Origin of the sequence: Pseudomonas sp. I8001, assembly GCF_013385345.1 — a bacterium.
In the GTDB taxonomy this organism is placed as follows: Bacteria; Pseudomonadota; Gammaproteobacteria; order Pseudomonadales; family Pseudomonadaceae; genus Aquipseudomonas.
Map to the genome: position 1 here is coordinate 1 of NZ_JACAQC010000001.1, position 18,268 is coordinate 18,268.

The following is an 18,268-nucleotide window of genomic DNA, read 5'->3' on the forward strand; positions in this document are numbered from 1 at the left end:
GGAACCAATCTCAGCCATCACCAAAATAACGGATATTCACCCGCCACTGGCCGTGATAAACCGCCGCGCCAAAAAACCATACAACAGATACCCAAACGCCAACACCAGCGTCGCACCAAACACCGCCTCCTCACCACACGCATAAATCGCATACAGCGAATACCCCACGGCAATCAGCAACACCGTGGTATTGCGTGCATAAATCGAGGCCGCCACCCGCGCTTTGTGCATCATCACCAGCAGCCCAGTCAGCGCAGTGACGTAAGGAATCAAATTAGTCACCACCGCCAGGTTCACCAACTTGCCGAACTGCGCACTGGCCGTGGGCGAGATGGTCGACAAGGCAATCAGGCTCTGCAACGCCGCACAGGCAATCAGCCCCAACACCGGCGCGTGCGCGCGGCTGACCCGGCTGAAGAAGCGCGGAAACAGGCGCTGGTCCGCCGACATCTTGGCCGTTTGCGCCAGGGTGAATTGCCAGCCCAGCAGCGAGCCGATGCACGCCACTACTGCCAGGGCCATGATGATATCGCCCACCAGCGGCGTGAAGATCTGCGCATACACCAGGGCAAACGGCGCGGAAGACTCGGCCAGTTCGGCGTTAGGCACGATGCCCTGGATCACGCTGGTGGACAGCACATACACCAGCGCCGCGCCGAGGGTGCCCAGCAGGCAGGCCAGCGGCACGGTGCGCTTGGGGTCTTCCACCGCGTCATAGCCCTGGGCCGCGGACTCCATGCCGAGGAACGCCCAGAGGGTCAGCGGGATACTCGCGCCAATCGCATCCCACAGTTGCAGTTGGTTGGGGTTCCAGGCATTGCTGAACACCTCGGCCTTGAAATAAGCCGATCACGCTCAAGCCCGCCACGGGAATGATCACGCCCCATACGGTGACCACGCCGATCCGGCCAGTCAGGCGCGGGCCGCCGAAGTTGGCCACGGTGGTCAGCCAGATCAGCCCGAGGGTGCCTATAAACAACGGGATCGGCCCGCTGCCCAGCCACGGGATGAACGACGATAGATAACCCACCGCCGAAATCGCAATCGCCACATTGGCGATGATCAGCGACAGGAAATACAGAAACGAACACAGGAAGAAACCCGACTTGCCATGGGCCTCTTCGGTGTAGGCCGACATGCCGCCGGTGCGGGTGCAGAAGAGGCCGCACTGGGCAAAGCAGTACGCGATCGCCATCGAGCCCACGGCGGTGATCAGCCACGACAGCAGCGAAATCGCACCCAATTGCGCCATGCTGGCGGGCAGCATGATGATGCCCGAGCCCATCATGTTGATCGCCACCAGGGTGGTCAGGCCCATCAGGCTCATCTTTTTGCTTGGCTCGGCCATCGGCAACTCCTTGTCGTGGGGCGTGCGATGGCAGGCTAGCACGTTGTGGTCAACGTGCCTTCGGGCTCCGGTTTTCTCCGAGGATTCGCGCGGCATCGCGAGCCGGTGGAAGGCCGAACACCCGGGCGTAATCGCGGCTGAACTGGGTGGCGCTTTCATAGCCGACTTCGAAGGCGGCGCTGGTGACGTTCCTGGCGCCGCCCACCATCAGCGTGCGCGCCTGTAGCAGGCGCACGCGCTTCTGGTACTGCAACGGGCTCAGGTTGGTGACGGCCTTGAAGTGGCGGTGAAAGGCCGACACGCTCATTGCGGCTTTCTGTGCCAGGGCTTCGACCCGGATCGGTTCGGCGAAGTCTCGGCGGATCCACTGGATGGCCTGGCTCACCCGGGCCATGGCGGTGTCCGGCGCGGCGATTTCACGCAGCATCCAGCCGTGGGGGCCTTGCAATACGCGGTAGAGGATCTCGCGCTCGTATACCGGTGCGAGGGCTGTGATCGCCTCAGGGTTGCCCATCAGCCGCAGCATGCGCAGCCAGGCGTCCATCAGTTCGGGGGTGACGGCGGCCACGGAAAAACCCGCATCGTGGTCGTAGCGCCCGGCAGGTTTGGGCAAGTCGCTCAGCAGCGTCGCGAGTACCGTCGGGTCGAGGGTCAGGCTGACCGCCAGGTAGGGTTCGCCGGTCACCGCCGGGTGCACGGTGCCCACGGCGGGCAGTTCGATGGACATCACGAAATAGGTCGCCGGGTCGTATCGTAGCGTGCGATCACCCACCGTCATGGATTTGCTGCCCTGCAGGATCAGGTTGATCATCGGGTCGTACACCGCGGCCAGCATGTGCTCGGGAATCGCGCCCTGGACCATGGCCACCCGCGGGATGCCGGTTTCAGTGCGACGGTTTTCAGCCTTGGCGGCCAGCGCGCGCAGTTCGATCAGTTGTGTGTTCATGCCGGGCATGCTGAGCGCCCAGGTGTGCCCTGTGCAAGCAAAAAGCAGAAACAGGCAGGTTTCGAGCAGGAACGGCTGCGTCGGCGCAGGCGCGCAAGCCTACTGTGGTGACTCATTTGAGCAAGCAGTGGAGCCACACATGGGCGTTATCCTCATTACCGGCGGCAGCCGTGGCATTGGTGCCAGTACCGCAGAACTGTGTGCCCGGCAAGGCATGGGCGTGATCCTGACCTACAACAATCATCCAGAGGCCGCCCAGGCGGTTGTGCAGCGAATCGTATCGTTGGGCGGCAAGGCGGTCGCGCTGCCATTGGACGTGGCCGACATCAGTTCCTTCCAAGGTTTTGGCGAGGCGGTAAAGCAGGCGTTATCGGCCACCTGGGGTGTGAGTGGGTTGAATGGCCTGGTGAATAACGCCGGTTATGGACTGTTCAATCCCTTGGAATCGGTCACCGTGGCTCAGTTCGACGGCCTGCTGAATGTGCACCTCAAAGGGCCGTTTTTCCTGACTCAAACCCTGTTGCCGCTGCTGCAAGCCCACGCCTGCATCGTCAACCTGACCAGTGCGACAACTCGCGTCGCCACCGCTGGCGTAGCACCTTACGCAGCCTTCAAGGGCGCGCTGGATGTACTCACCCGTTACATGGCCAAGGAGTTTGGCGAGCGGCAGATCCGTGCGAATGCCGTCTCTCCGGGCGCCATCCGTACCGAACTGGGCGGCGGGCTCAATGATGAGTTCGAAGCACTGCTGGCTGCACAAACCGCCCTTGGTCGGGTTGGGGAGCCAGAGGACGTGGCGCGTGTGATCGCTATGTTGCTGTCTGACGAAGGCCGCTGGATCAATGCCCAGACGATCGAGGTCGCGGGCGGCTACATCATCTGAAGAGCGAGGCGACAGCATGCTGGATCATATCTTTTTGTCGGTCAGCGACATTCAACGCTCCATCGGTTTCTACCAGGCCGCACTGGCGCCGCTGGGCATCACCACGCGCCACGACTACGACGGCAAGGACGGCCCGCCGGGCCACCCGGACCTCAAGGGGTTCGGCGCGAACGGGCGGACCTTCTTCTGGTTGCGCGAGGGCGCGGTCGAGGGCAGGGCGGTGCATGTGGGGTTCGTCGCCGGCAGCCGTGTCGAGGTCGATGCGGCTTACCTGGCGGCGATGAACGCGGGCGCCGTCGACAATGGAGCCCCTGGGGCACGATTGCACTATGACCCGAACTACTACGCGGCCAACGTGCTGGACCCTGACGGCTACAGCCTGGAATTTGTCTACAAGAACTGGCAGCACATCTAGCGGTAGCCGTCGATGATCAGCCCGCGGCCTGCGGCTGCATCCGCAACTCACCTTCCACATCCTTGACCAATCCACTGGCCAGGAACAGCGGCGCCACGCGCTTGTGCAATTGCGGCTCGACAAACTCTTTCACCGTGTCCAGCCCCAGCGCGCCGCTCAACGGCAGCTCGGCCTTGGTGTAAGACAACCAGGCTTTCTTCAGTATCAACAGCACGTCGCTGCCGGCGGTGGAGGCGAAGCGACGGTGGTTTTTTTTGCCGTCGAAATCGAAGGTGTGCTGAAACTCGTAGCCGGCCTCGCTGCCCTCGCTGGCGACGCATCGGATGCAGGTGCAGGGGCCATCGCCGAAAGCGCTGCGCAGGTAGTTGTTGAAGTCCACCACGGGCTTGAGTGACAGGCGTTTGTCCACCTCGAACAGGTCCCCGGTCATTTTTTCGTCAGTGTTCAAGGTCCATTTCCTCGCAGCGGTTTTTTCAAGGGCGGCACGATACCAGCCGAAGGGCGTGGGCGGGTAGTTTTTGGTCGCCTCAGTGGGGACGTCCATTCGCCAATGCCCTTGTTACAGTTTCCTTAAATCATCGCCCAAGGAAACCGACATGAGCAGCAAACCCACGATCTACAACCACGGCGTTTCATGGGAAGAGGGCAACAGCGTCAGCCAGGGCTACCGCGTCAATGGCACGATCTATATTGCCGGGCAGTTTTCTCACACCCTGGAAGGTGAGTTCGTTGACGGTGATGCCGCCGCCCAGACCCGCCAGACACTGGAGAACCTCGACCATGTGCTGGCCGGCTTCGGCGTTGGCCGCTCGAACATTGCCGCGGTGGATTTCTTCCTGGTGCATGCCAAGCGCGATTTTGAAGCGGTGGTCAATGTGTGGAAAGAATACATCGGTGAGCATCGCCCGGCCGCGACCCTGGTAGGCGTGAATTACCTGGCGTCCGATGCACAGATCGTCGAGATCAAGGTGATTGCCCACGCCGACTGATCAGTCCGCCAGCTCATCCACCATCAGGTCGATAAAGCGCCGTACCCTAGGCTCCAGGAAGCGTTTGCTCGGGTACATCGCCAGGATCTCCACGTCCCCGGCGTCCAGGTCGGGCAGCACCTGTGCCAGGCGTCCGGCAGCCAGGTCCTCGGCCACCACGAAGTCCGGCAGCAAGGCGATGCCCAGCCCGGACACGGCAGCGTCGCGCAGTGCTTCGCCGCTGTCCAGGCGCAGGCGGCTGCGCCCGTACGCCTTGACCCAGGTGCCATCCGATTCGCGAAAGCGCCAGCTTTGCTTGCGCGTGCGGCTGCTGAAATACAGGCAGTCGTGGTGGGCGAGGGCGTCCATGTCCCGGGGTATGCCGCGCTCGGCGAGATAGTCCGGTGCGGCGCACAGCAGCGCCTGATAACGAGCGACCACCCGGGACACCAACTGGCGGTCGGTGTTTGCGCTGCCGATGCGGATGGCCAGGTCGAAGCCGTCCTCGACGATATCGGCGGTGCGGTCGCTGAAACTGACTTCCACCTGCACCTCGGGCCAGGCGTGCAGGTATTTCTTCAACAACGGCAGCAACACCTTGCGCCCGAACGCATCGGGCAGCGTAAGCCGCAATAAACCGCGCGGTACCCCGGTGGGCTGGCCAATGCGGCTTTGGGCGTTGTCCACTGCGGCGAGGATCTCCAGACCCTGGTCATACAGCGCGCGGCCTTCGTCGGTGAGGCTCAAGGTGCGGGTGGTGCGGTTCAACAGGCGCACACCAAGGCTGTCCTCCAGGCGCGCCACGGCTTTGCCGGCGGCCGAGCGCGTCAGGCCCATCGCCTGGCCACCGGCGACGAAGCTGGCGCCATCGACCACCGCCATGAAGATCAGCATCTCGTTGAGGTTGGTGCGCAGCATGCAGAGTGGCTCCGGGGATGACATCAGGCACAGGCGCGCAATATAGCAGCGCCGGTGGGCAGTGTTTTTCGTATATCCATAGATCGCGATATTCTTTTTCGCACTGTACGTGGGCCGCTACGCTCGCAACCCTTCTCAAACTCGCGGCAGCGTTCTCATGATAATAAAACGACCCACCCTGACGCTCCTGGCAGCAGCCAGTGCGCTCCTCAGCCTTGGTGCACACGCCGAAGGCAAGATCAGCATCGCCCAGCAATTCGGCATCGGCTACTTGATCCTCGATGTGGTTCGTGACCAGAACCTGATCGAGAAACACGGCAAGGAGCAGGGCCTGGACATCAAGGTGGAGTGGAACAGTATCTCCGGCGCCACCGCGATGAACGAGTCGCTGCTGGCCGGCGCGCTGGACGTGGTGTCGGCAGGTGTGCCGCCGATGCTGACGCTGTGGGACCGCACCAAGGGCAAGCAGAACGTCAAGGCCATCGCCTCGCTGGGCTCGATGCCCAACTACCTGCTGACCAATAACCCGGATGTGAAGACCCTCAAGGACTTCAGCGAAAAAGACCGCATCGCCGTACCGGCCGCGGGCGTGGGTTTTCAGTCGCGCACCTTGCAGATTGAAACCGCCAAGCAGTTCGGGAACGACAACTACAAGAAATTCGACGATATCTCCATCAGCCTGGCGCACCCGGACGCGACCGCCGCGTTGATTGCCGGCGGTTCGGAGATCAACGCGCATTTTTCCAGCCCGCCGTTCCAGTACCAGGAGTTGTTGAATCCCAAGGTGCACAAGGTGCTGAGTTCCTACGACATTCTCGGCGGCCCGGCGACGTTCAACGTGCTGTACACCACCGAGAAATTCCACGACGAGAACCCCAAGACCTACAAGGCGTTCTATGACGCGTTGGCCGAGGCCGAGAAAATCATCAAGGCCGACAAGCCGGCAGCTGCCCAGGCTTACATTCGTGTAGAGCAGTCGAAGCTACCGCTGGCGCTGGTGGAGAAGATTGTCCAGGACCCGGAAATCGACTTCACCATCGTGCCGCAGCGTACCTATATCTATGCCGAGAAATTGCAGGAGTTGGGGGTGTTGAAGAACAAGGCGGGGAGCTGGAAGGATTACTTCTTTGAAGAGGCGCACGGCGGGAACGGCAGCTGACTCCATTCTGAATTGAAACGCACACAAAAATGTGGGAGCGGGCTTGCTCGCGAATGCGGTGGGTCAGTCGAGACATGTGCTGGCTGAACCGCCGCATTCGCGAGCAAGCCCGCTCCCACATTGGATCTGCGGTGTTTTCAGGTTCCCGCAAGGTTGTTCTTGATCCAGTCGTACAAGTGATTCCCCTCGCTCGACAACTCGCTGTTGGCCCGCCGGCACAGGTAGTACTGGCGGCCATCATCGACCTGTAGATCAAACAGCTTCACCAACTCCCCATTTGCCACATGCGGCGCAACCAGTGGCGCGCGCAGCAGTGAGCAGCCCAATCCGGTCAGCGTGGCCGTCAGCGCCAACTGACCATCCTCCAGCAGCAAACCATTCAACGCGGTCCCGTGATGCACGTCGGCGGCCTGGAACCATTGGCTCCAGGTGCCGCGCTCTTCGTCGTGCAACAGCGGTAATTCACTCAGCGCCTCAGGTGTGTCGATCGGCCCGTGTTGCTCCAGGAATGCGCGGCTGCAATACGGCGTCACCGCCCCGGAAATCAGCGGCTCGCTGTGGTACCCCGGCCAGTGCCCGGTGCCGAAGCGGATCGATAAATCGGCAGCGTCGCTGGGGTAGCTGCGGTGGTTGGCGTAGGTGACGTTGATGTCCAGCGCCGGGTGGTCCTTGAGGAACTGTGCCAGGCGCGGGATGAACAGGTTGATGCCGAACAGCGGGATCAGGCTGATGGTGACCTGGCGTGTGGCGCTTTTTTCCCGCACATGTTCGGTGGCGCTGCGCAGTACGGCGAAGGCCGAGCGAATTGCGCGGTAGTACTCGCGGCCTTCTTCGGTGAGCACCAGGTTGCGGCCCTGGCGCAAGGTCAGCGGTTGCTGCAGAAAGCTTTCCAGCAGGTGCAGTTGATGGCTGACGGCGGAGGGCGACACGTCCAGCTCGCGGGCAGCGGAATTCACTCCGCCATGGCGGGCAAACGCTTCGAAGGTGCGCACGGCACGCAACGGCGGGTCATTGGCTAACTGTTCTAAATTATTCATGTGTTGAATTAAATACTAAGTGAGATGGCAAATAAAGAGTCATAAATGCCGGATTTATGGCGGTTATAGCGCTTTATGCGTTTGGCATAACCATATGAATTTCTGATATTTGATAAAAACAGAATAGATGCTTAGTGTGCCGCCCTCGTCAGTAGTGAGGTCGATGGTTTCCATGGATGCGTTTATCCAGCAACTGCTCAATGGTTTGATGACGGGCAGTCTCTACGCGCTAGTGGCCTTGGGTTACACCATGGTCTACGGCATTTTGCGGATCATCAATTTTGCCCACGGCGATGTGTTGATGATTGGCGCTTTGGTGGGCCTCTCGGTGATTCGCCTGTTGCAGGTGACATGGCCGGCGATGCCGCCGGTGCTGGTGCTGCTGGCGGCCACTGTGATTGCCATGGCGTTCTGCGCGGTACTCGCGGTGCTGATTGAGCGGGTCGCTTACCGGCGCCTGCGCAATGCGCCGCGCCTGGCGCCATTGATCAGCGGCATCGGGGTGTCGTTGTTGCTGCAAACCATCGCCATGTTGGTGTGGACGCGTAACCCGCAGATGTTCCCGCAACTGCTGCCGCTGGAACCGATTGAAGTGCTCGCCGGAGCTTCGGCGCATCCGGCGATCACCAACGCTACCGCCCTGACCACCATTGCCGTCGCACTGTCGGTAATGGTCGCGCTGCTGGTGCTGGTGGAACGCACACGCTTTGGTCGGGCCATGCGCGCCGTGGCCGAGAACCCACAGGTGGCGAGCCTGATGGGCATCAACCCGAATCGCATCATCGTGCTGACCTTTGCCATTGGCGGCGCCCTGGCGGCATTGGCCGGGATCATGATGGCGAGCAACTACGGCAGCGCGCATTTCTACATGGGTTTCCTGCCAGGCATCAAGGCGTTCACCGCAGCCGTATTGGGCGGCATCGGCAACCTCAAGGGCGCGATGCTTGGCGGCCTGCTGCTGGGGTTGATCGAAGCCCTGGGTACCGGCTACCTGGGCGCTGCCACCCAGGGTGTGTTCGGCAGCAATTACCAGGATGTGTTTGCCTTTATCGTGTTGATCGCGGTGCTGGTGTTTCGTCCTTCGGGGCTGTTGGGCGAACGACTGGCGACCCGCGCATGAGTGTCCTGAATACCTCCCGCCAGCGCGCCAGCTTCGGCCTTGTATTGTTCGCCGTGGCGCTGGTGGCGGCGCCGTGGATTGTCGGGCATGCCGGCGGCAATACCTGGGTGCGCACCCTCGATTTCGCTTTGCTGTACATCATGTTGGCCCTGGGCCTGAACATCGTCGTGGGCTACGCCGGGCTGCTGGACATGGGTTTTATCGCGTTCTACGCAGTGGGCGCGTACCTCGCCGCGTTGCTGTCCTCGCCGCATCTGTTGCAGCAATTCCCGGCGCTGATGGCGCTGCTGCCGGCGGGCATGCACACCTCGATCTGGTTGATCCTGCCCTTGGCCGCGTTGCTGGCGGCGGGCTTTGGCGTGTTGTTGGGCGCACCGACCTTGCGCCTGCGCGGCGATTACCTGGCCATCGTGACCCTGGGCTTTGGTGAAATCATCCGCATATTGCTGCGCAACCTGGATCGCCCGGTGAACATCACCAACGGGCCCAAAGGTATTTCCCAGGTCGACCCGGTCAACCTGCTGGGGATCAACCTCGGGCGCACCCAGGAGCTGTTCGGCCTGCGCCTGCCTTCGGTCTATCTGTACTACTACCTGTTCGCCGCGCTGGTGGTGCTGATCCTGTTTGCCTGCATTCGCCTGGAGCGTTCGCGCATCGGGCGGGCCTGGGTGGCGATTCGTGAAGATGAGGAAGCGGCCCAGGCCATGGGCGTCAACACCCTGCGCTTGAAGCTGTTGGCGTTCGCCATCGGTGCCGGGTTTGGCGGCGTGAGCGGGGCGTTGTTTGCCTCGTTCCAGGGCTTTGTCTCGCCGGAGTCCTTCACTCTCAATGAGTCCATCGCGGTGCTGGCGATGGTGGTGCTCGGCGGCATGGGCCATATCCCCGGGGTGATTCTCGGCTGCGTATTGCTGGCGGCGTTGCCCGAAGCCTTGCGCGCGAGCATGGGCCCGTTGCAGCAGGCGCTGTTCGGCCAGGTGCTGGTGGACCCGGAAATCATTCGTCAGTTGTTCTATGGGCTCGCGCTGATCCTGGCGATGCTCTATCGACCGGCAGGCCTGTGGCCAAAAGGAGTGGCGCGATGAATCAGCCGCTGTTGCAGATTGACCAGGTGAACAAGCGCTTCGGCGGCGTGGCGGCGCTCACCGACGTGAGCCTGAGCATCCAGCCTGGGGAGATCTATGGCTTGATCGGCCCCAATGGCGCCGGTAAAACCACCTTCTTCAACGTGATGACCGGCCTGTATACCCCGGATTCCGGGCGCTTCCAGCTCGACGGCGAGGACTACAAGCCGGCCAGCGTGCACCAGGTGGCCCAGGCCGGCATCGCCCGGACCTTCCAGAATATCCGCCTGTTCAACACCATGAGCGCGTTGGAAAACGTCATGGTCGGCCGCCATGTGCGCACCCGCAATGGCGTGTGGGCCGCCTTGAGTCGCCATCGTCGAGCCCGGGAAGAAGAAGCGCAAACCCGCGCCCATGCCCATCGCCTGTTGGCGTATGTCGGGCTGGCGGGGTTCGCCAATTACCGCGCCGACAGCCTGTCCTACGGCCACCAACGCCGCCTGGAAATCGCCCGGGCCCTGGCCACTGAACCACGTTTGCTGGCCCTCGACGAGCCGGCCGCCGGGATGAACGCTGCCGAGAAAGTGCAACTGCGCGGCCTGCTGGAAAAGATCCGCGACGACGGCCACACGCTGCTGCTGATCGAGCATGACGTGAAGCTGGTGATGGGGGTGTGCGACCGCATCAGCGTGCTCGATTACGGCCAGGTGATCGCGGTGGGCGCGCCTGCCGAGGTGCGCCGCGACCCGGCGGTGATCCAGGCCTATCTGGGAGCCAGCGCCCATGTCTGAACCTTTATTGAAAGTCGACGGCTTGCAGGTGCGCTACGGCGCCATCGAAGCGGTCAAGTCCCTGGATTTACACATCGGCGAAGGCGAGCGAGTGACGTTGATCGGTGCCAACGGTGCCGGCAAGACCTCCAGCCTCAAGGCCCTGACCGGATTGCTGCCGGCAGCGGCGGGGCAGATTCACTTCGCCGGGCGTTCGATCCTCGGCCAGGCGCCGGACCAATTGCTGCGCCAAGGCATTGCGATGGTACCGGAAGGACGCGGGATCTTTGCGCGCATGAGCGTCCTGGAAAACCTCCAGGCCGGGGCCTTCCTGCGTCGTGACACCGAGCAGGTGAACCGCGAGATCCGCCAGTTGTTCGAGCACTTCCCGCGTCTGGAGGAGCGCCTGCAGCAGTCCGCCGGCCTGCTCTCCGGTGGCGAGCAACAGATGCTCGCGCTGGCCCGGGCGCTGCTCTCCAAGCCGCGCTTGCTGGTGCTGGACGAGCCATCCATGGGCCTGGCGCCGATCATGGTGGAAAAGATCTTCCAGGTGATCGACGACGTGTGCCGCCAGGGCATGACCCTGCTGCTGGTAGAGCAGAACGCCCGGCTCGCGCTGCAGGTCACCGACCGTGCCTATGTGATGGATACCGGGCGCATCAGCCTCACTGGCCCGTCCCATGAATTGCTCGACCACCCCGAGGTGCGCAGTGCCTACCTCGGTGAATGAATCAACCCTGACGCTACCGGACGCCCGGCGTGTTCCGACCAGCCCGTAAAGAAACAGGAACCACTGATGAAGACTTTCAAGCACACCCTAGTGATCGGCCTGGCCTTGAGCAGCCTGGCGAGTGCCATGGCCCAGGCCGACCAGACCGTATTGATCGGCCTGGCCGGGCCGTTGACCGGCCCGTCGGCGCGGATCGGCAAGGACCTGGAAAACGGCGCGCAACTGGCCATCGACGCGGCCAACGCCAAGCACCCGAAAATCAACGGCGAGGCGGTGACCTTCAAGCTGCTGTCCGAGGACGACCAGTCCGACCCGCGCACCGCCGTCACCGTGGCCCAGCGCCTGGTGGACGAAGGCGTGGTGGGCGTGGTTGGCCACTGGAACACCGGCACCAGCATTCCGGCGGCGCGGGTTTATCACGATGCAGGTATCGCGCAAGTCGCCCCGGTTGCTACCGGGCACGCGTATACCCAGCAGGGCTTCGACACCAGCTTCCGGATCATGGGCCATGACGACGATGGCGGCCAGGTGGCCGGCGACTATGCTTTGAACACCCTCAAGGCCCGGCGCATTGCGGTGATCGACGACCGCACCGCATTCGGCCAGGGCCTGGCGGACCAGTTCGTCAAATCCATCGAGGCCGGTGGCGCCAAGGTGGTGTCTCGTGAATACGTCGACGACAAGACCATCGATTTCAGCGCAGTGCTGACCAATATCCGCAGCCAGAACCCGGACCTGATTTTCTTTGGTGGCGTCGATTCCCAGGCCGCGCCTTTGGCCAGGCGTATCAAGCAACTGGGCATCAAGGCACCACTGATGGGGGCCGGTGGATTTGTCAGCCAGACCTTCCTGCAACTGGCGCAGAACGAAGGCGAGGGCGTGATTGCCCTGGAGCCGGGCCTGGCGGTGGCACAGATGCCGGGTGGCAAGGCGTTCGAGCAGGCTTACAAGGATCGCTACAAGGCGCCGATCGAACTGCACGCGCCGTTTGCCTATGACGGTGTCGGGGTGTTGGTGGCGGCGATCGAGAAGGCCGACTCGGTGGACCCGCAAAAGTACCTGCCGGTGCTGCGCGCCATCAGCTACCAGGGCGTGACCGGGACCATTGCGTTTGATGCCGAGGGCAACCTGAAGAAGCCGTCGTTCACCGTGTATCAGGTCAAGGGCAATCAGTGGCAGCCAGTGAGTGTGGCGGGCGGCAAGTAACAACCCACCCCTGTAGGAGCGAGCTTGCTCGCGAAAAATGTACAGTCAACGCAGCGATGCGCCTGGAATATCTTCGCGAGCAAGCTCGCTCCTACAGGTTTACGGAGGCACACAATGAGCAAGCTGGAAGGTGAACTGGGCATCCTGGCCCGGCGGCGGATCGAAGCCGAAATCATCAAGCCGATCTACGAGATCCTGGTGCGCGAGCAGGGCAAGGCCTTTGCGGCGGCGGTGATCGGCGAGGCGGTGGGCAATGCGGCGATCCAGGCCGGCAAGCACTTTGCCGAGCTGGAAGAGCAGGGTGCCGACCTCAAGAGCTTTGTCGAGCTGCAAGTGCTCTGGGAAAAGGACGATGCGCTGAAGGTCGAGATCATCGCCAGCGACGCCGAGCACTACGACTATGACGTGAAGCGCTGCCGCTATGCCGAGATGTATCACGAGATGGGCCTGGGCGAGATCGGTCACTTGCTGTCCTGCAACCGCGATGAACTGTTTATCGTCGGCTACAACCCGGACATCAAGCTGACCCGCACCCAGACCATCATGGGCGGTGCCCATCACTGTGACTTCCGCTACCGGGCCAAACCCCAGGAGCCGCGTTCATGAACGACTTGGCGCGGGTCAATGGCGAGCGCCTGTGGGGCTCGCTGATGGAAATGGCGCAGATCGGCGGCACCGAAAAGGGCGGCGTCTCGCGCCTGGCCCTCACGGATGAGGACCGCCGCGGTCGCGACCTGTTTGTGCAATGGTGCGAGGCGGCCGGTTGCAGCATTCGGGTGGATGCCATGGGCAATATCTTTGCCCGTCGCGCCGGGCGCCAGGATCACCTGGCCCCGGTGTTGACCGGTTCCCATGGCGATTCCCAGCCGGCGGGCGGCAAGTACGACGGTATCTACGGCGTGCTGGCCGGGCTGGAGGTGGTGCGCACCTTGAATGACCTGGGGATTGAAACCGAGCGGCCAATCGAAGTGGTGAACTGGACCAACGAAGAAGGCTCGCGGTTTGCGCCGGCGATGATTTCCTCGGGGGTGTATGCCGGGGTGTTTGACCTGGAGTACGGCCTGTCCCGGGAAGACAAGGCCGGGATCACCATCGGCCAGGCATTGCAGCAGATTGGCTATGCCGGTGCGCATCCGGTGGGTGGCCAGGCGGTGCATGCGGCGTTTGAGCTGCATATCGAACAGGGGCCGATTCTTGAGGCACAGGGCCTGACCATCGGTGTGGTCACCGGCGCCCAGGGCCAGCGCTGGTATGAAGTGGAACTGAGCGGGCGCAGCGCCCATGCCGGGACGACGCCGATGGATCACCGGCTGGATGCGTTGCTCGGATTTGCCCGGGTGGTGGAGGCAGTCAATCAGATCGGCCTGGAACAGGGCGCCGAAGGGCGGGCGACGGTGGGCATGGCGAATATCTTCCCCAATTCACGCAACGTGGTGCCGGGGCGGGTGTTTTTCAGTGTGGAGTTTCGGCATCCGGATGAAGCGGTGCTGGGGTATCAGGATCGGCAGTTGCAGGCGGCGGTGGCGCGGATCGCCGAGGGGATTGGTTTGCAGCACAGCGTGAAGCAGATTTTCCAGTACGCGCCGATTGCCTTCGACCCTGAGTGTGTGGAGGTGGTGCGGGCTTCGGCGCAAGCGTTGGGGTATAGCCATCGCGACATGATTTCCGGGGCCGGGCATGATGCCTGCTACCTGAACCGGGTGGCGCCGACGGCGATGATTTTTGTGCCGTGTGTGGATGGGTTGAGCCATAACGAGGCGGAGGAGATTCATCCGCAGTGGTCGACGGCGGGGGCGGATGTGTTGTTGCAGGCGGTGTTGGCCAAGGCGCAACGCTAACGGGATCAACGCGGGACAAAATGTGGGAGCGGGCTTGCTCGCGAATGCGGTGGGTCAGTCAATACATGTGCTGGCTGAACCACCGCATTCGCGAGCAAGCCCGCTCCCACGGGGGCCCTGTTCTCTTTTTGAGGTCTTTGTTGTCTGATGATCAGAGGAAGAACTCACCGGGTGTGGCGTCGAACTGCTGGCGGAAGGCGTTGATGAAGGCCGAGGTGGATTCGTAGCCGCAGGCCAGCGCCACATCGGTCACGCGTTCGCCTTGTTCCAGGGCGGGCAGGGCGCTCAACAATCGCAGGCGCTGGCGCCATGCGCGGAAGGTCAGGCCGGTGTCGCTCAGGAACAGCCGGCTGAGGGTTTTCTCGCTGACCGCCAGTTTCTGGCTCCACTGCCCCAGGGTGGTTTGCTGCTCCGGGTGCAGGTTCAGGCTGCGGTAAATCTGCCGCAAGCGGCTGTCGGCGGGCAGCGGCAACATCAGGTCGACCTGGGACGCGGCGGCCAGTTGGTCCAGCACCACTTGGGCCAGCCGTCCATCCGGGCCGTCCTCGGCGTATTCCACCGGCAATTCGCTGAAGCTGCGAATCAACTCGCGCAACAGGCTGCTCACCGCCAGCACCTGGCAGCGGTCGGCCGCCCAGGCGGTGACGCTGCAATCGAGGTACAGGCTGCGCATCTCGGTATGGGGCGAACTGAACACCCGGTGTGGCATGCCGGCCGGTATCCACACGGCCCGCTGGGGTGGCGCGACGAAGCGTCCTACGCTGGTCTGGATCTCCAGCACCCCGGATATTGCGTAGGACAACTGCACCCACGGGTGACTATGGCGGCGGGTCAGCGCGCGGTTGGGCAGCGATTCGGTGCGGCCATACACCGGCCTGGGCAGGCTGGAAAGCCCGGGCACGCTGCGGCGCACGGTTTTGTCATGTCCTTTTGGCGGCATTTACTGGCTCATTGGCGTTAGTCGGTAACAAGCCGTTACGTTAGAGTCGCGACGATGCTCTTGGCAACCCCTGGAAGATTGGCCTATGACCCGCCCACGCTTTTTACCTGACAACTTCACGCTGACCCTGGTGGCCACGGTGATCCTCGCGTCCCTGCTGCCCGCCAGCGGCCAGACCGCCGTGGCCTTTGGCTGGGTGACTAACCTGGCCATCGCGCTGCTGTTTTTCCTGCACGGCGCGAAACTGTCGCGCCAGGCCATTGTTGCCGGTGCGGGTCATTGGCGCCTGCACCTGCTGGTGTTCAGCCTGACCTTCGTGCTGTTTCCGTTGCTGGGCCTGGCGCTCAAGCCGGTGTTGTCGCCGCTGATCGGTAAAGACCTGTACATGGGCATGCTCTATTTGTGTGCGTTGCCCGCCACCGTGCAGTCGGCGATTGCCTTTACCTCCCTGGCCCGGGGCAATATCCCGGCGGCGATTTGCAGCGCGGCGGCGTCGAGCCTGTTCGGGATCTTCCTGACGCCATTGCTGGTGACGTTGCTGCTGAATGTGCATGGCGATGGCGGCTCCACCGTCGATGCGATCCTGAAAATCAGTGTTCAATTGTTGCTACCGTTCATCGCCGGGCAAATCGCCCGTCGCTGGATCGGCGAGTGGGTAGGGCGTAACAAATCCTGGCTGAAGTTCGTCGACCAGGGGTCGATTTTGCTGGTGGTCTACGGCGCCTTCAGCGAAGCGGTCAACGAAGGCATATGGCACCAGATTCCGTTGTGGGAACTGGGTGGCCTGGTGGTGGCGTGCTGTGTGTTGCTGGCGCTGGTACTGGTGGCGTCCACGGTGCTGGGCAAGGCTTTTGGCTTCAGCCAGGAAGACCGGATCACCATTCTGTTCTGCGGCTCGAAGAAAAGCCTGGCCACCGGTGTGCCGATGGCCCAGGTGTTGTTTGCCGGGGCGAGCATGGGGGTGCTGATCTTGCCGCTGATGCTGTTTCACCAGATCCAGTTGATGGTCTGCGCGGCGCTGGCCCAGCGCTATGCCAAGCGTCCTGAGTCGATTCCCGAGCTGATGGGGCAAGTCGATCCCTGAATCGTCGTGTTACTATTTTTTGCGCGCGGCTCAAGGCCCGGCATCGGGCCGGCTTGATCTGCGCGCAAACGAGTACGACGACCTGTAAATGAGCATTTCCGCCGCAACACCTCAAGCCAACTGGCAACCGGTCTTCGCTCTCGCGTTGGCCGCTTTCGTTTTCAATACCACCGAATTTGTACCGGTCGGCCTGCTGAGTGCCATCGGCGCGAGCTTCGACATGCCCATCGCCAGCGTCGGCCTGATGCTGACCATCTATGCCTGGATCGTGTCCCTGACCTCGCTGCCGGTGATGCTGCTGACCCGTAACGTCGAGCGGCGCAAGCTGCTGATCGTGCTGTTCGGCATGTTTATCGCCAGCCATATCCTGTCCAGCGTGGCCACCAGCTTTGGCATCCTGATGCTCAGCCGGGTCGGCATTGCCCTGTCCCATGCGTTGTTCTGGTCGATTACTGCCTCCCTCGCGGTGCGTTTGGCGCCGGAGGGCAAGCAGGTGCAGGCCCTTGGGTTGCTGGCTACCGGTACTTCCCTGGCGATGGTTCTGGGTATCCCGCTGGGCCGCTTGCTGGGCGAAGCCATGGGCTGGCGCACCACCTTCCTGGTGATCGGCGCGTTTGCCGCCGGGCTGGTGTTCTGGCTGGCGCGTACTTTGCCGCTGCTGCCGAGCCAGAACTCCGGCTCGTTGCGCAGCCTGCCGCTGCTGTTCAAGCGCCCGGCGCTGGTGGCGTTGTATGTGCTGACGGCGATGGTGGTGACGGCGCAGTTCACTGCCTACAGTTATGTTGAGCCGTTTGTTGAAGGTGTTGCCGGTATGAGTGGCAATACGGTGACCCTGATCCTGCTGGTGTTTGGCGGCGCGGGAATTATTGGTTCGTTGTTGTTCAGCCTGGTGCATCGCTTTAGCCCCCATCGTTTCCTGATCAGCGCGGTGACCATACTGGCGCTGTGCCTGGCGTTGTTGCTGCCGTTGAGTGGCGAGGTGTCGTACCTGGTGACCCTGAGTGTGTTCTGGGGCATGGCCATCATGGGTTTTGGCCTGGCGTTGCAATCGAAGGTACTGGTGCTGGCGCCGGATGCCACGGATGTGGCGATGGCGATGTTTTCCGGGATCTACAACATCGGCATTGGTGGCGGGGCGTTGATGGGCAGTTGGGTGGGCAGCCACTTTGGTTTTGCCTGGATCGGCGCGGCGGGCGGGTTGCTGGCAGCGGTGGCGTTGATTGGGTATTGCCTGGCGATTTATCGGTTTGGGCAGGGTGTGGCGCGTAGCCCTCTGTAGGAGGTAATTTTCATGGCAGTTCGTTTGATTAAACCGGCGGTATTCGCAGTGCTCGCCGGGTTTTCTGTGTTGTGGCTCAGCCCTGTGAGCCTGGCGGCCAGTTTTGACTGTGCCCGGGCGAAGGCGGCTGACGAGAAAACCATCTGTGCCACGCGCTCCCTCAATGATCAGGACGTGACCATGGCGCTGCTCTATGACCTCAACCGGCACTTCATGGCCATGGGCGGGCGCGGTTCGTTGATGGATGATCAGGCTGTGTGGCTCAAGCAGCGGCATACCTGTGGCGCCCAAGTCAGTTGCCTGAGCAAAGCCTATACGCAGCGGATTGCGATGTTGCGTAGCTTCATTGATGAGCGGGTGATGACGAAAGGGCCGTTCTGAATAACGGGCATAAACGTACAACGCCGGCTAAAGTCAGTTTTCTCAACAGAGTCTGAAAGCACATCAACACACCGCAGCAGGTTTGCCATGGACGAAAAACCAGACGCGTTACACATAGCGGAAATTCCCTACGAGACCGGTGAGGTTCGATTCAGGTATTCGCGTTACCTGTCCGAGGACGGCAC

At 62.2% G+C, this 18,268-nt stretch carries 19 protein-coding genes and 1 pseudogene; 14 read left to right on the forward strand and 6 right to left on the reverse strand.

Going from position 1 to position 18,268, the window contains the following annotated elements:
* Positions 1–36 precede the first annotated feature (36 nt).
* A pseudogene (gene potE / locus HX839_RS00005) lies at positions 37–1,348 on the reverse strand (putrescine-ornithine antiporter).
* 49 nt (positions 1,349–1,397) lie between these two features.
* Positions 1,398–2,294: an AraC family transcriptional regulator gene (locus tag HX839_RS00010; RefSeq protein WP_177008274.1), complete on the reverse strand. Its 897-nt coding sequence runs from the start codon at positions 2,292–2,294 to the stop codon at positions 1,398–1,400.
* 139 nt (positions 2,295–2,433) lie between these two features.
* Between HX839_RS00010 and HX839_RS00015 the strand changes: the two genes are divergently transcribed.
* Together HX839_RS00015 and HX839_RS00020 are read left to right on the forward strand one after the other, a co-directional pair.
* On the forward strand, positions 2,434–3,177 hold the full coding sequence (locus HX839_RS00015; protein ID WP_177066562.1) for an SDR family NAD(P)-dependent oxidoreductase: 744 nt from the start codon (positions 2,434–2,436) through the stop codon (positions 3,175–3,177).
* Positions 3,178–3,193: 16 nt separating this feature from the next.
* Positions 3,194–3,592 carry a VOC family protein gene (locus tag HX839_RS00020; RefSeq protein WP_177066563.1) on the forward strand — a complete coding sequence of 133 codons (399 nt, stop codon included), beginning with the start codon at positions 3,194–3,196 and terminating at the stop codon, positions 3,590–3,592.
* 16 nt (positions 3,593–3,608) lie between these two features.
* On the opposite strand, the gene HX839_RS00025 is transcribed toward HX839_RS00020, so the two are convergent.
* Positions 3,609–4,040, reverse strand: coding sequence for a hypothetical protein (locus tag HX839_RS00025; protein ID WP_177066564.1), 432 nt, complete (start codon positions 4,038–4,040; stop codon positions 3,609–3,611).
* Between the two features lie 148 nt (positions 4,041–4,188).
* Between HX839_RS00025 and HX839_RS00030 the strand changes: the two genes are divergently transcribed.
* A complete protein-coding gene (locus HX839_RS00030; protein WP_003207956.1) occupies positions 4,189–4,581 on the forward strand; it encodes a RidA family protein in 393 nt (130 codons plus the stop codon).
* Here HX839_RS00030 and HX839_RS00035 read toward each other — a convergent pair whose 3' ends face one another.
* On the reverse strand, positions 4,582–5,478 hold the full coding sequence (locus HX839_RS00035) for a LysR family transcriptional regulator (protein WP_177066565.1): 897 nt from the start codon (positions 5,476–5,478) through the stop codon (positions 4,582–4,584). It lies immediately after the preceding gene.
* A 157-nt stretch (positions 5,479–5,635) separates the two neighbouring features.
* Here HX839_RS00035 and HX839_RS00040 point away from each other — a divergent pair, with 157 nt between their 5' ends.
* A complete protein-coding gene (locus HX839_RS00040) occupies positions 5,636–6,637 on the forward strand; it encodes an ABC transporter substrate-binding protein (RefSeq protein ID WP_003207959.1) in 1,002 nt (333 codons plus the stop codon).
* Between the two features lie 137 nt (positions 6,638–6,774).
* On the opposite strand, the gene HX839_RS00045 is transcribed toward HX839_RS00040, so the two are convergent.
* The gene (locus HX839_RS00045) at positions 6,775–7,674 is read right to left on the reverse strand and encodes a LysR substrate-binding domain-containing protein (RefSeq protein ID WP_003207960.1); all 900 of its coding nucleotides are present in this window, start codon (positions 7,672–7,674) and stop codon (positions 6,775–6,777) included.
* Between the two features lie 172 nt (positions 7,675–7,846).
* Between HX839_RS00045 and HX839_RS00050 the strand changes: the two genes are divergently transcribed.
* The 7 genes from HX839_RS00050 to HX839_RS00080 all read left to right on the forward strand — a co-directional run bounded on the left by HX839_RS00050 (position 7,847) and on the right by HX839_RS00080 (position 14,399).
* Positions 7,847–8,794 (forward strand): branched-chain amino acid ABC transporter permease, encoded by a 948-nt coding sequence (locus HX839_RS00050; protein ID WP_003207963.1) that lies wholly within the window; start codon positions 7,847–7,849, stop codon positions 8,792–8,794.
* A complete protein-coding gene (locus HX839_RS00055; RefSeq protein ID WP_177066566.1) occupies positions 8,791–9,876 on the forward strand; it encodes an ABC transporter ATP-binding protein in 1,086 nt (361 codons plus the stop codon). Before HX839_RS00050 ends, HX839_RS00055 begins: the two co-directional genes overlap by 4 nt.
* Positions 9,873–10,646: an ABC transporter ATP-binding protein gene (locus tag HX839_RS00060; protein WP_102369348.1), complete on the forward strand. Its 774-nt coding sequence runs from the start codon at positions 9,873–9,875 to the stop codon at positions 10,644–10,646. The genes HX839_RS00055 and HX839_RS00060 overlap by 4 nt, the downstream gene beginning before the upstream one ends.
* Positions 10,639–11,355: an ABC transporter ATP-binding protein gene (locus tag HX839_RS00065; protein ID WP_008436935.1), complete on the forward strand. Its 717-nt coding sequence runs from the start codon at positions 10,639–10,641 to the stop codon at positions 11,353–11,355. The genes HX839_RS00060 and HX839_RS00065 overlap by 8 nt, the downstream gene beginning before the upstream one ends.
* A gap of 66 nt (positions 11,356–11,421) precedes the next feature.
* Positions 11,422–12,561 (forward strand): branched-chain amino acid ABC transporter substrate-binding protein, encoded by a 1,140-nt coding sequence (locus HX839_RS00070; RefSeq protein ID WP_177008268.1) that lies wholly within the window; start codon positions 11,422–11,424, stop codon positions 12,559–12,561.
* Positions 12,562–12,675: 114 nt separating this feature from the next.
* Positions 12,676–13,167, forward strand: a complete 492-nt coding sequence (locus tag HX839_RS00075; RefSeq protein ID WP_003207973.1) for an L-2-amino-thiazoline-4-carboxylic acid hydrolase — start codon at positions 12,676–12,678, stop codon at positions 13,165–13,167.
* The gene (locus tag HX839_RS00080; protein WP_134326867.1) at positions 13,164–14,399 is read left to right on the forward strand and encodes a Zn-dependent hydrolase; all 1,236 of its coding nucleotides are present in this window, start codon (positions 13,164–13,166) and stop codon (positions 14,397–14,399) included. The genes HX839_RS00075 and HX839_RS00080 overlap by 4 nt, the downstream gene beginning before the upstream one ends.
* Before the next feature lie 151 nt (positions 14,400–14,550).
* On the opposite strand, the gene HX839_RS00085 is transcribed toward HX839_RS00080, so the two are convergent.
* Positions 14,551–15,339 (reverse strand): helix-turn-helix transcriptional regulator, encoded by a 789-nt coding sequence (locus tag HX839_RS00085; protein WP_177066567.1) that lies wholly within the window; start codon positions 15,337–15,339, stop codon positions 14,551–14,553.
* A gap of 85 nt (positions 15,340–15,424) precedes the next feature.
* On the opposite strand from HX839_RS00085, the gene HX839_RS00090 reads away from it, so the two are divergent.
* From HX839_RS00090 to HX839_RS00100, 3 genes are all read left to right on the forward strand, one after another.
* Positions 15,425–16,423: a bile acid:sodium symporter family protein gene (locus HX839_RS00090; RefSeq protein WP_087694198.1), complete on the forward strand. Its 999-nt coding sequence runs from the start codon at positions 15,425–15,427 to the stop codon at positions 16,421–16,423.
* An 88-nt stretch (positions 16,424–16,511) separates the two neighbouring features.
* Entirely contained in the window at positions 16,512–17,702 is a 1,191-nt protein-coding gene (locus tag HX839_RS00095) for a sugar transporter (RefSeq protein WP_008436945.1), read from the forward strand.
* A gap of 12 nt (positions 17,703–17,714) precedes the next feature.
* Positions 17,715–18,083, forward strand: coding sequence for a lysozyme inhibitor LprI family protein (locus HX839_RS00100; RefSeq protein WP_003207981.1), 369 nt, complete (start codon positions 17,715–17,717; stop codon positions 18,081–18,083).
* Positions 18,084–18,268 lie beyond the last annotated feature (185 nt).

Coding starts and splice junctions, on each gene's coding strand:
- HX839_RS00055 (WP_177066566.1), top strand. CDS start 8,791: ATGAGTGTCCTGAATACCTCCCGCCAGCGCGCCAGCTTCGGCCTTGTA.
- HX839_RS00030 (WP_003207956.1), top strand. CDS start 4,189: ATGAGCAGCAAACCCACGATCTACAACCACGGCGTTTCATGGGAAGAG.
- HX839_RS00040 (WP_003207959.1), top strand. CDS start 5,636: ATGATAATAAAACGACCCACCCTGACGCTCCTGGCAGCAGCCAGTGCG.
- HX839_RS00045 (WP_003207960.1), bottom strand. CDS start 7,674: ATGAATAATTTAGAACAGTTAGCCAATGACCCGCCGTTGCGTGCCGTG.
- HX839_RS00095 (WP_008436945.1), top strand. CDS start 16,512: ATGAGCATTTCCGCCGCAACACCTCAAGCCAACTGGCAACCGGTCTTC.
- HX839_RS00090 (WP_087694198.1), top strand. CDS start 15,425: ATGACCCGCCCACGCTTTTTACCTGACAACTTCACGCTGACCCTGGTG.
- HX839_RS00020 (WP_177066563.1), top strand. CDS start 3,194: ATGCTGGATCATATCTTTTTGTCGGTCAGCGACATTCAACGCTCCATC.
- HX839_RS00085 (WP_177066567.1), bottom strand. CDS start 15,339: ATGCCGCCAAAAGGACATGACAAAACCGTGCGCCGCAGCGTGCCCGGG.
- HX839_RS00080 (WP_134326867.1), top strand. CDS start 13,164: ATGAACGACTTGGCGCGGGTCAATGGCGAGCGCCTGTGGGGCTCGCTG.
- HX839_RS00050 (WP_003207963.1), top strand. CDS start 7,847: ATGGATGCGTTTATCCAGCAACTGCTCAATGGTTTGATGACGGGCAGT.
- HX839_RS00035 (WP_177066565.1), bottom strand. CDS start 5,478: ATGCTGCGCACCAACCTCAACGAGATGCTGATCTTCATGGCGGTGGTC.
- HX839_RS00070 (WP_177008268.1), top strand. CDS start 11,422: ATGAAGACTTTCAAGCACACCCTAGTGATCGGCCTGGCCTTGAGCAGC.
- HX839_RS00015 (WP_177066562.1), top strand. CDS start 2,434: ATGGGCGTTATCCTCATTACCGGCGGCAGCCGTGGCATTGGTGCCAGT.
- HX839_RS00065 (WP_008436935.1), top strand. CDS start 10,639: ATGTCTGAACCTTTATTGAAAGTCGACGGCTTGCAGGTGCGCTACGGC.
- HX839_RS00100 (WP_003207981.1), top strand. CDS start 17,715: ATGGCAGTTCGTTTGATTAAACCGGCGGTATTCGCAGTGCTCGCCGGG.
- HX839_RS00060 (WP_102369348.1), top strand. CDS start 9,873: ATGAATCAGCCGCTGTTGCAGATTGACCAGGTGAACAAGCGCTTCGGC.
- HX839_RS00075 (WP_003207973.1), top strand. CDS start 12,676: ATGAGCAAGCTGGAAGGTGAACTGGGCATCCTGGCCCGGCGGCGGATC.
- HX839_RS00010 (WP_177008274.1), bottom strand. CDS start 2,294: ATGAACACACAACTGATCGAACTGCGCGCGCTGGCCGCCAAGGCTGAA.